Annotated in this window: 11 protein-coding genes and 1 pseudogene; 10 read left to right on the top strand and 2 right to left on the bottom strand. The window is 43.3% G+C overall.

Going from position 1 to position 11,711, the window contains the following annotated elements:
• Entirely contained in the window at positions 1-684 is a 684-nt protein-coding gene (locus tag GQR42_RS10155; protein ID WP_233271352.1) for a choice-of-anchor R domain-containing protein, read from the top strand.
• 142 nt (positions 685-826) lie between these two features.
• On the opposite strand, the gene cobJ is transcribed toward GQR42_RS10155, so the two are convergent.
• Positions 827-2,272, bottom strand: coding sequence for a precorrin-3B C(17)-methyltransferase (cobJ, locus tag GQR42_RS10150; protein ID WP_158199880.1), 1,446 nt, complete (start codon positions 2,270-2,272; stop codon positions 827-829).
• Complete coding sequence (locus tag GQR42_RS10145) at positions 2,269-3,135, bottom strand: Uma2 family endonuclease (protein WP_158199879.1); 867 nt, start codon at positions 3,133-3,135, stop codon at positions 2,269-2,271. The genes cobJ and GQR42_RS10145 overlap by 4 nt, the downstream gene beginning before the upstream one ends.
• Positions 3,136-3,368: 233 nt before the next feature.
• Between GQR42_RS10145 and GQR42_RS10140 the strand changes: the two genes are divergently transcribed.
• From GQR42_RS10140 to GQR42_RS10100, 9 genes and pseudogenes are all read left to right on the top strand, one after another.
• Positions 3,369-4,076, top strand: a complete 708-nt coding sequence (locus tag GQR42_RS10140) for a phosphate ABC transporter permease (RefSeq protein WP_158199878.1) — start codon at positions 3,369-3,371, stop codon at positions 4,074-4,076.
• Positions 4,048-4,191, top strand: a complete 144-nt coding sequence (locus GQR42_RS10135; RefSeq protein ID WP_158199877.1) for a hypothetical protein — start codon at positions 4,048-4,050, stop codon at positions 4,189-4,191. Before GQR42_RS10140 ends, GQR42_RS10135 begins: the two co-directional genes overlap by 29 nt.
• Before the next feature lie 67 nt (positions 4,192-4,258).
• Positions 4,259-4,688: pseudogene (locus GQR42_RS10130) on the top strand (DUF29 domain-containing protein).
• Between the two features lie 253 nt (positions 4,689-4,941).
• On the top strand, positions 4,942-5,202 hold the full coding sequence (locus GQR42_RS10125; protein ID WP_158199876.1) for a type II toxin-antitoxin system Phd/YefM family antitoxin: 261 nt from the start codon (positions 4,942-4,944) through the stop codon (positions 5,200-5,202).
• Complete coding sequence (locus GQR42_RS10120) at positions 5,195-5,458, top strand: Txe/YoeB family addiction module toxin (RefSeq protein WP_158199875.1); 264 nt, start codon at positions 5,195-5,197, stop codon at positions 5,456-5,458. Before GQR42_RS10125 ends, GQR42_RS10120 begins: the two co-directional genes overlap by 8 nt.
• A gap of 1,464 nt (positions 5,459-6,922) precedes the next feature.
• Positions 6,923-7,660 (top strand): septal ring lytic transglycosylase RlpA family protein, encoded by a 738-nt coding sequence (locus GQR42_RS10115; protein ID WP_158199874.1) that lies wholly within the window; start codon positions 6,923-6,925, stop codon positions 7,658-7,660.
• A 322-nt stretch (positions 7,661-7,982) separates the two neighbouring features.
• Positions 7,983-8,684 (top strand): ABC transporter ATP-binding protein, encoded by a 702-nt coding sequence (locus tag GQR42_RS10110; RefSeq protein ID WP_158199873.1) that lies wholly within the window; start codon positions 7,983-7,985, stop codon positions 8,682-8,684.
• Between the two features lie 123 nt (positions 8,685-8,807).
• Positions 8,808-10,469 carry an NAD(P)H-quinone oxidoreductase subunit 4 gene (locus tag GQR42_RS10105; protein WP_158199872.1) on the top strand — a complete coding sequence of 554 codons (1,662 nt, stop codon included), beginning with the start codon at positions 8,808-8,810 and terminating at the stop codon, positions 10,467-10,469.
• A 156-nt stretch (positions 10,470-10,625) separates the two neighbouring features.
• Positions 10,626-11,669, top strand: a complete 1,044-nt coding sequence (locus tag GQR42_RS10100) for a DNA cytosine methyltransferase (protein ID WP_158199871.1) — start codon at positions 10,626-10,628, stop codon at positions 11,667-11,669.
• The last annotated feature ends 42 nt before the right edge of the window (positions 11,670-11,711 follow it).

The raw sequence follows: 11,711 nt of genomic DNA, 5'->3' as shown, positions 1-11,711 counted from the left end.
TTGGTCTTTAGGACGATAAAAAATGACGAAAAATCAGCAAATTATCGCAAAAATCGGGGGGGTAGCCTTGCTCTCCTTGTTTCCTTGGCTTTAGGACAACAGGCTTCTGCTGTCACCCTTGTTGAAAACTTAAGTCAAACAAATGGCGGCGAAATTACTGTTAATAACCTCCAATGGCTGGGATCAAGCTTTACCACTGGCAGTGGCAGTTATAATCTTGAATCTGTCACTCTTTTATTCCGACAAAACATCGCAGGTGACTTGTTTGTTCGTCTCTATGGCAACAATAGTGGAGTTCCTGGCACTCTGATAACCACTTTTACCAACCCTGGTTCTATTAGTAGCAGTTTCGCCAATAACACCTTTACCCTTGCTACCTCCCAGGCATTAACCGCCAGTACCACTTACTGGTTAGTCAGTGGTGTTTCATCTTCCGGAAATTTCGGTTGGCGTTTTACATTTTCTGACTCTGAAACAGGACTCCCTGGCTGGACTATTGGTGGTGGTAATGTTAGTAGTACCAATCAAGGGGGAACTTGGAATTCTTCCCCTACTTCTGGCCCTTTCCAATTTAGCGTTAATGGGACAGAACAGTCCCAGTCCATTCCTGAACCCAGTTCCCTTGTTGCCTTGTTAGGATTAGGAGGATTAGGGTTGGTCTCTAGACTGAAGAAACGAAAATAAGAAGTAGGGTGGGGGGTGACTCCACTTTTTTTATCTGCTGCTGGGGTTCTATCTTAGCACCAGAAAAGGGAGGTTTTGCCCTCGCCCCCAACCCCTAGGGCTGATTCATTCTCCGAATCTAATTCTTTTTTTGCTACCCTACTTAATAGTGACGTGGAGTATAAACCCATTGCTTGGTTTTACCTTGCTCAATCAGGCGAGTTTTACTCGATCCAATCAAAATTATGGTCCGCATATCCGCATCTTTAATAGTCATATCCTCTAGGAATTTCACTGTCACTGTTTCCCCTTTTCGCCCTAAATTACGCGCTAGTACCACGGGAGTTTGCGGCGATCGCCATTGTAATAAAATCTCTTTTGCCTTCTCCAATTGCCAAGTGCGCTCTTGAGACACAGGATTATAAAATGCGATCGCTAAATCGGCTCGGGCTGCTAACTCAATGCGCTGAGAAATCACCTGCCAAGATTTGAGAAGATCCGATAGGGAAATCGCACAAAAATCATGGCCTAAAGGTGCGCCAACCCTCGCCGCTGCCGCTTGCATGGCCGAAATACCCGGACAGACCTGAATGGCAATCTGCTGCCATTCCGGTTTTGCTTTTTTTTCTAATACCTCAAACACGGCTGCAGCCATGGCATAAATGCCAGGATCTCCGGAGGAAACTAAGACAACTGATCGCCCCTTAGCCGCTAAATCTAGGGCCATTTCCGCGCGATCGAGTTCCACCCGATTATCCGATTCATGGCGGACAATTTCTGGTTTTCCCAGGGATTCTACCAAATCCAAATAGGTTTTATAACCCACCCAATCCGTGGCTTTTTCTAACACTTCTCGAACTTCCGGCGACATCCAATTTAGCGCACCCGGTCCGGTCCCGACTATGGCTAATTTACCTTGACTTTCCTGGGCCAAATCCCCTGGTAGTAAACCTGATTTTTCCTTAATTGGCTGGCTTTCCTCACAGAGATAAACTAAACAGGCACTGCTAGGTTTTGCCAAGTTTAAGTTATTTTTATCGATAATCTCAATGCTCAGTTTTGCTGCTGATGAAATCGGTAAATTACTATTTTTTAACCATTCCGCTTCACCAATTAATTTTACTTTTTCACCCGCCAATAAATCGGACAGAAACTTCTTAGCATCATCGGGATTAACTAACTGATAACCCGGTGGTGGCGATAATAAAGTCGTTTTAAATCTAATATCACCAGTGGTGGTAATTGCGGGGGAAATTTGCCAAACCGAGGCAATTTGACGAGCGAGATCATTAACCCCTTGTAAACCCCCCAACAAAGGCACTACAGCGCTGCCATCTTCCGCAATTGCTAATACAGGCGGTTCTTGCCATTTATTAGTTAATAAAGGTGCTAAAGTGCGAATTAAAATACCCGCCGCACAAATGCCAATAATTGGCGTTCCCATCTGGAAAAATTCTCGCACCGTTTCGCCAAAATTAGTATAGGTAAAATCCGCCGAATGGGTACGATCTATTAACCCATAAACCACTGCTTCTGGGAAGGCCATTTGCACTTGACGAGCAACGGGGATACTGGTTTCTCCTAAAATGAGAATAGCTGGAGGTTTCATTTGGCTTCCCCCGACTGCGCTGGGATTAACTTTTGGATAAATTCTTGATGCTCTGCCGAGTTAATTCCAGCCTTTAAGCTGTCTAACACCCGTGACATATTGCCGTTGAGCATGGCTGAAATATCTAACCACAAACCAGGAAATACTAGAGAGCAAATCACCCCTTCTTGGTTGGGTAACAAAGAAATATAATCGCCATCTTGTAAACTAAACCAATCAATTTTTTGATCAAATACCTGCCAAACAAGGTATTCTTGAATGCCACTGCGTCGATAAGCACGTTTTTTATCACCTAAATCTATGGCGGCACTACTAGCGGCAATTTCTACGACTAATTCCGGTGCTCCTTCTAGGTATCCCTCTACACTTAGGGTTGATTTTCCCCCGCTTTCTTGGCTAATTAATAACACCCCATCTGGCTGTAATTCGTTGTCGATATCCAAGCGAACGGTTGGCTCAATACCCATTTGTACTTGGGGTGTAGCAGCTTGATAAACTCCCAACCAAGTGATTAAACCTCCATGGGGTTCAGCATGAAATTTAAACCGTAATGGGGATGCCATATACACAACTCCTTCGATAAGTTCGGCTTTTTTTAATCCTGGCATAGCTTGATAACGGCGCTCGAATTCGGGACGAATTAAGCGATCCCCATTTTCTAACGGGGGTAAATGTCGAGTGGTTACAGTCTGAGAATTTAAGGATTTAACTGGGGAAGAAGTCATGGTGGCAGTCTTTGGGAACAAAACAGCATTGATTTTATTATAGATTGTTTCATTGGACTTCTTGAGGGATTTAATTTTTAACTGAAATTTCGCCAGAAGTCCCGCGCTTTTAGCGATAGTATGAATGGCGACCAACATATAGACAATTACCCAAAACTATAGCATTTATCTTAGTGGTGAGGTACAAAGTTTTCCTTTTGGGAAATCGGTAGTCGATACCAAATTAGGTTACACTTCATCTAGTTATGAGAAATGCTGTCATAACTGATATAGCGCACCTAAATGAAAGGTAAACGTCCTCTTCTAGAGCCTACCCATTCACGAATCAATTAGGCACACTATAACTGATAACTGATAATCGATAACTGATAATGTTGGTTCCCCTTACCCGTCAATCGATCGAGCAAATTGTCCCGATTATCGCCACAGGTCCCCAGTATGCTCACTATTGGGGTAAATGGTCTGATTTTCTGCGCCGTTTATTCATTTCTGTCATCGCTCTCACCGCAGCTTGGTTAATCGGTAATTTATTCGGCCCCGGTGGTTTAACGATTAAACTAATTTTCGACATTATCGCCGGTTTATATTGGCTCTGGGGTCCGGTTTATTGGGCCAGTGTTCGCAATAATACCTATCGTCGTCTTCCCTACGGGGGGTTTTGGCGCGGTCGCGTTTTCGATGCTTTTGTAACCGAGGAATTAATCGGGGAAGAAGAAAGGGTCAATAAACGCGGGGAATTAGAGATTATCGAAAATCGCCAACGCTGTATTAATCTAGAAATCGGTGATCAAACTGGCTTCTCGGCGATCGTTCGCGCTCCCCTCAAACGCATTCATAAATCGATCCGTCCCGGGATGGTGGCCGAAGCTTTGTTAATGTCTCGAGATGCCGATTTAGGGGATATCAATCAGCTTTCTGATGTCCATCTTCCCCAACTCGACCAGTGGATAGGGGAATATCCTCTGCTGCGACGGGATATTTTTCAGCAAGTTAGTCGCGAATTGGGAGGGGGAAAAGAACCCCGGCCAAAACCTTCTCGTTATTCTAATAATGTCATCCGAAGACGCAAAACCCGTTAATTGGTCGGCGATCGCTGAAAAGACACCGGTTTCTCGGCCATCAATGAATAATAATCAATTAAATGGTCTATTTACAGATTTTATGCCATTTAATCCTTATTTTTGCCGTTTTTGAACCATCAAAAATTAATTATGCAAGAGGTTCAATATAATGTTAATTGAGCTTAGAAGGAGATAAATCGATGACGGCATCCTATGAGCAAGACTTTGGACTTTGGGCCGAACAAATGGCCGATTTATTAGCCTCTGGTCGGTTTTCCGAGTTAGATATTGAGAATTTAGTCGAAGAGGTACGGGATTTGTCGAAACGGGAGCGCGATCGCTTACTCGCTAGTCTCAGATTAATTTTGCATCATTTATTAAAGTGGGACTATCAACCTCAACGGCGATCGCACAGTTGGCTGGGGACTATTCAACGAGAAAGAGCTAATATTAGGCTTTATTTGGACGATAGCCCCAGTTTTAAAGCGATATTTAACCGATGAAAGCCTATTTAAACTCTATGCTGTTGCTTGTTCCGATGCCTTTAGAGAGACGGGATTAGAGTTTCCCCCCGTTTGTCCCTACGGTATTGAGGATATTTTAAATCGTTCTCTTCATTTGTCGGAATGATAGACGAAAAACGATTAAAGTTGGTAAACTTAGATAGTATCCACACGATATCGCTAATCTGCTAATCTTGTAGGGTGCGTGTTTGCGGCTACTAATTCTGACAAAAAACCAAAATTAACAATCCGCGCCCCACGCACCAACTTTGTCATTAAATTGGTGCGTGGAGCCTTCTTGGGATAGTTTTCCCTGGGATTTAGATTTTTTCCTTGGGACAGACTATAATAATGCTTGTAGTTAACTATGTACAACTCTGATGAGCGTCAACATTGTCAACTTTAGCGAAGCACGAAAAAACTTTAAATCTGTAATAGATACAGTAGCCAATGACAAAAACTGTACCGTTATTGTCAGGAGAGATGCAGAAGATTTTGTCATCATGTCTAAAAGTTATTATGACAGTCTAATGGAAACGGTTTATCTCTTAAGATCTCCAGCTAATGCTCAACATTTAGAAGAAGCGATCGCAGAATATAAAGCAGGTAAAATACAAGAACATGATTTAATTGATGCGTAAGTTAGCTTGGGGTAGTAAAGCATGGAAAGATTATCTTTATTGGCAATCTCAGGATAAGAAAACCCTGAAAAGAATCAATCTGCTGATCCAAGATACTCTAGCCAATCCTTTTGAAGGAATCGGTAAACCTGAACCCTTGAGAGAGAATTTGTCAGGTTTTTGGTCTCGTCGCATTGACGAAGCTAATCGTCTTGTCTATGTTGTCGATGATGATTATCTAACAGTTATTTCCTGTCGTTATCATTACCAAGATTAGTGCGATCACCTAATCTTGTAGGGTGCGTGTTTGCGGTTACTAATTCTGACAAAAAACCAAAATTAACAGTCCGCACCCCACGCAGCAAATTTAGGGACTTGCGCTTTGATAATGTACCTTTTGGGCGAACGCAGTTCGCCCCTACATTGTGGACAAAATCCGTTACTGTCGGGGCGCCTGGAACCTGCGCCCTCCGCGCGGAGGGGGTTTGCTGATCACCCTAAGTAGGGTATGCGGCAAAAAGTTTCTCGTGGGGGTAGGGTGTGGGGTGTGGGGTGTAGGGTGTAGGGTTTTACCAATTTTCATCTGGTCAATTACCTAATTTTCAGAGAAAAAGTCCCTGAATTTTCCCCCCGATCCCCGCAATGGCTGGCACTTTTTGAGGGTAAAAAAGTCTAAAAGTCCTATCCAACAAGGTTTTTAGATTTATTCAGCAGACCCTAAGTAGGGGGAGAGCCTTTGACAGCCCCCTTCCAATAAGGGACTTGCGCTTTGATAATGTGCCATAGGGCTGGTCTGATTCTTCTACAGAGCGATTTTCAAAGCTGGGATATTATTCCCACGCAAGTCCCTTATTATTAAATTGGTGCGTTACGTTTTCGCACTTCACACCCTACGATTTATGCTTCTGTTTGTGTCGATAATCTCTGATAAAAAAATTAGGCGTTGCTGAATCAAGGGATGAATGGCAACTGGGCCTCGTATCCAAAAGTTAGTTTGAGTCTAGTTTTTAAAAATCCCACAAAAGAAGATTCCTATCTCTATTATGCAACGCCAGGGTTTGCCGAAAAAGCTTTTCGTGGGGTTAGGAGTGAGTATTCAGTGATCAGATGCGAGTTTCAGTTCACTGATTACTTTTTACTGTTTACTGAAAATACTCCCCACTTCCCCACTTCCCCACTTCCCTATCCCTTTTAAACAGGATTTAGTATTAGCCTGTATTAACATTTCTGATTGCGTTGTTAAGTTTGGCTAATAACAGCTTATTTTTAGTTCCTTGTCAAGCCCCTATTATAATTTTTAATCTCTGATCCTTAGTCCGATTTAACATTGATATTAAAAATCTGTTTTTTTGTAGCGAAGATAACAGTTTTATTAACTATTATCTGCATTTATAGAGGGAAATCGAGGGAGGCTGATAATCCTTGAAAGCCTTGTCAATACTAGCATTATTCCCTCTCGAAATTTGACTAATTCCCCAAGTTTTCCTAACCTTGACCCCCTCTAGGACACAAAAAATTCAAAACTTACCATCTTAACTTGGTTTTTAGCGCAAGTCAACCCTTTATTTAAATTTTTGATTCTCTTGCCCGATAACGATATAAATTCTCGTAATGACCAACCGATTTTCCGTGATAGGGTTGAACAGAACGCAACCAAGTTAGCTCTGCAAGCACAAAGGAATGTTAGCAAGTTCCTTTTTGCTTTGCATTGGGAACTTGCTAACGCACAATAAGAAAGTCTATGAATAAACAACTGATCAACAAACTACAAGCTGTAACTGCCCTTACCGTAGTGGGGACTACAGCCTCGATAATTTGTTCCCAGACAGCAGGACACAGCAACAGCCTGACGGATATTAGCGTAGGTCGTCAAACTGTTATCGAGTCAACTACTCAAACCGTTCTGTCCGCTTTTTCTAATAGTCGAACAGCTGATTCGGATATTAAATTATCACGTTCTGTTCAAGATAATGCTAACGAAATTCTAAAGACTTTGGAGTCCCTAGTGGACAAAGAAAATACCGTCCCTGCAAGCGTTACACCCCGGACCCAAGAGGCCATTCCTTCGACGATACAACCCCAATCACAACCCAATCAAGTCAAGCCGGCCCCGGCCAGCAATCCTGCCTCAGTGACACCGCCAGAGAAGCCGAAAACAAGCCAAGCGGTAAAAACCAGCAGTCGCCCCCGTAAAAAGGGAATGGCCTCTTGGTATGGTTCCGGTTTCCACGGTCGTCGCACCGCTAGTGGTGAGACTTTTAACTCTAGTGGTTTAACTGCCGCCCATCGCTATCTACCTTTCGGCACCAAGGTTAGGGTAACTAATCTGCGTAATGGGCGCTCGGTGGTGGTGCGAATTAACGATCGCGGTCCGTTTAGCGGTGGTCGCGTCATCGACCTCTCCAGAGGTGCGGCAGCGATTATCGGTGTCTTCCAATCGGGAGTTGCCCCAGTGGTCTTGGAAGTTTTAGGCAGATAATCAGTGATCAGTGATCAGTAAACAGTAAGCAGTGAAAAGACAGCACTGTTAATCTGCGTCTTGGAAATTTTAGTACAAATGCTCGAACTTCTTCCTTATCCCTGACTTGAAAGAGGGTGTAGGGTGTGGGGTGTGGGGTGTAGGGAAGGAAACCTCTTTCATCTGTGGGGGTGAAAATTTTTTCATCGGGACTGACTAAAAACTCACATCTGATCACCGATAACTGATAACTGGTAACTGGTAGCTGATCACTGATAACTGATCACTGATCACTGGTAACTGATCACTGCTATAGTGATCCTATTGGGATTTGACTGGGTTTATGTTAGAAATTAGCGATTTATCGGTTAATTATGGCGGAATAAAGGCATTAGAGCAGGTTAGTTTAAGGGTAGAAACGGGGGAAATTGTCACCCTGATTGGAGCGAACGGAGCAGGAAAAACGACGACTCTAAAGACGATATCTCGGCTTTTAACGGCAAAGACGGGGCGAATAATCTATCAGGGTCAAGATATTACCCATTTACCGCCCCATGAAATCGTTAAACGGGGAATTGCCCATAGTCCGGAAGGGAGAAGAATCTTAGCTCGTCAAACAGTGTTGACAAATTTGCAGTTAGGGGCCTATACGAGAAGCGATCGCCGAGGAGTAAAAAGTGATATGGAAGAGCAGTGGCAACTGTTTCCCCGACTATCGGAGCGCCGAGAGCAGTTAGCGGGAACCCTAAGCGGTGGGGAACAACAGATGCTGGCGATCGCCAGAGCTTTAATGAGTCGTCCCAAGTTATTGTTACTAGACGAACCCAGTTTAGGACTAGCGCCGCAGATAGTGCGGGAAATCTTCAGTATTATCCGTCAATTAAACGAATCGGGAGTAACTATCCTGTTAGTGGAACAAAATGCCAATTTGGCTCTAGAAACTGCCAATCGAGGCTATGTTTTGGAAGCTGGTCGCTTGACTATCGCAGGAGAAGCTGGGGATTTACTCAAGGATGAGCGCGTCAAACAAGCTTATTTGGGCTGATCAATCACAATGCGGGGATCATTGAAGAAAATCTATAGTAGAACTTGGTAAAAAATATTAACAAAATTTTACAAAGTCGCCTAGAATGAACACATAACCAAATAGGTATTTTTTCTTACCGCCATGCTAACGGCTAACTTCCCCTGGCTCACTGCCATCATTTTGCTCCCCCTGCTTGCCTCTTTCCTAATCCCTGTAATCCCCGACAAGGAAGGAAAAACTGTTCGTTGGTTCGCTCTTGGAGTCGGACTAGCAGACTTTATATTAATGTGCTACGTCTTTTTACAAAAATATGATTTAAGCAACCCCAACCTACAATTAGTGGAAAAAATCGATTGGGTTCCCCAAATTGGTTTAAGTTGGGCGGTGTCGGTGGATGGTATCTCGGCACCGTTAGTTTTATTAGCAGGATTGGTGACAACCCTTTCTATCTTGGCCGCGTGGCAAGTGGACCGCAAACCCCGTTTATTCTACTTCCTGATGCTGTTGCTCTACGCCGCTCAGATTGGTGTTTTCGTCGCCCAAGACTTATTATTATTCTTCTTAATGTGGGAAATCGAGTTAATTCCCGTTTATCTACTCGTTTCCATCTGGGGTGGTCAAAAACGTCGTTATGCCGCCACTAAATTCTTACTATACACCGCCGCCGCTTCTATCTTCATCCTCGTTGCCGGTCTAGCCATGGCCCTTTACGGTGGTGGTGCGATGACCTTTGATATGGCGGAATTAGGATTTAAAGATTATCCCCTCGCTTTAGAATTAGTCCTTTACGCTGGTTTATTAATCGCTTTCGGGGTCAAACTCGCCATCTTCCCCCTCCATACTTGGCTCCCCGATGCTCACGGTGAAGCTTCTGCACCTGTATCGATGATTCTCGCTGGTGTTCTCCTCAAAATGGGTGGTTATGGTTTAATCCGCCTTAATATGGGGCTTCTACCCGATGCACATATATACTTTGCTCCGATTCTAGCGATTCTCGGTGTCGTCAATATTATCTACGGTGCTTTCGCTTCCTTCGGTCAACAAAACATGAAACGCCGTCTCGCTTATTCCTCGGTTTCACACATGGGATTCGTCCTTTTAGGGATTGCTTCCTTTACCGATGTGGGTATTAGCGGTGCTATGTTACAAATGCTCTCCCATGGTTTAATTGCCGCCGTCTTGTTCTTCCTTGCTGGTGTCACCTACGACCGCACCCATACCTTAGCTTTAAACGAGATGGGTGGGATTGCCCAAGCGATGCCGAAAGTTTTCGCTCTCTTTACTGCCGGGGCCATGGCTTCCCTAGCGTTACCCGGAATGAGCGGTTTTGCCAGCGAAATTACTGTATTCATCGGTGTCACTAGCAGTGACGTTTATAGCCAAACCTTCCGGGTTGTGACTGTCTTCCTCGCTTCCGTTGGTTTAATCCTCACCCCGATTTATCTACTCTCCATGCTTCGTCAAGTTTTCTACGGAGATGGTTCTTCCTGCGATATTACTAACATTCTCCCCAACAAAAGCAACGAACAAGCAGTTTGTTTCGGTACTAGCTGTGCTCTCCCTCACGAATCAGAATATATTGACGCTAAACCCAGAGAAATCTTTATCGCTGTCTCTTTCCTCGCTTTGATTGTCGCTATCGGTTTCTATCCCCAACTGGCTACCCGTATCTACGATGTGAAAACGGTGGCAGTTAACTCGGAAGTGCGTCAAGCTTACACAGAAATCGCCGCTGCTCGTCAAAATATCTACGCTGAAACTCAACCAGATGTAAGCGCCAAGGTTGCCAGTATCCTCCAATAAATTGGCAAGTCTAAGGTTAATAGGTTATCAGGAGTAGAAATTCTGCTCCTGATTTTTTTTGGCGAGGAAAAAGATGCGAGCATTTATACTAAAATCTAAGATAGCCGGTTTAATATCGTCTCTGGGATCAAAACGGAAGCTTAGAATAGAGAAAATATGTGGACTTTTATTGATTTATTTGCCGGTATAGGAGGATTTAGAATCGCCCTAGAAAATCTCGGTTGTCAATGCGTTTTTTCCTCGGAAATCGATCCTCACTCCCAAAAGGTTTACTTGGCTAACTATGGTCATTTACCCGATAATCAAGACATCAGAAAATTAGAGGCAAAAACTGTCCCCGATCATGATATACTGTGCGGCGGTTTTCCCTGTCAAGCGTTTAGTATCGCTGGCAGAAAACACGGTTTTGAAGATGCACGCGGAACCTTATTTTTTGAAGTTGCCCGGATCTTACACGAAAAGAAACCGAAAGCTTTTATCTTAGAAAATGTCCAGGGATTAGTCCATCATGATCGAGGTAGAACTTTAAAAACTATTTTAGATATATTAGAAAAGGATTTGCATTATTTTGTCCCTAGTCCCCAGATTTTAAATGCCAGATATTTTGGGGTTCCTCAAAATCGTCCCCGAATTTTTATTGTCGGTTTTCGAGAGGATTTAAATATTTACCATTTTTCCTATCCCCAACCAACCCAGCAAGAAACTTGTCTCGAAGATATCCTAGAAGAAAAGGAAGTCAGCGTTAAATATTATCTCTCTAATCAGTATTTAGAAACTTTATTTAAACACAAAGCTAGACATCAAGATAAAGGTAATGGTTTTGGGTATGAGATTATTTCTCCCGATGGTATCGCTAATGCTATTGTGGTGGGAGGTATGGGAAAAGAAAGAAATTTAGTTATCGATAAAAGACTGAATAATTTTACTCCCGTTACTCGCATTAAGGGAGAGGTAAATAAATTATTTGTCCGTCGAATGACTCCTAGAGAATGGGCAAGATTACAGGGGTTTCCTGATAGTTTTCGGATTGTTGTCAGCGATGTCCAAGCTTATAAACAGTTCGGTAATTCTGTGGCTATTCCCGTGGTGGAAGCGGTGGCAAAAGAGGTGATTAAAGCTTTAGATTTATCCAGAGATTCTCAAGAAAATATCAAGTTTCAAGAACTACAGGGGAGACAATTAGAACTATTGTCAATCTGAGGAACAATAACAATTTTTTCTAGGGGGTTGGGTATATTACAG

The organism is Microcystis aeruginosa FD4, from assembly GCF_009792235.1.
GTDB lineage: Bacteria > Cyanobacteriota > Cyanobacteriia > Cyanobacteriales > Microcystaceae > Microcystis > Microcystis viridis.
This window is presented reverse-complemented; position numbering and strand designations above follow the sequence as displayed.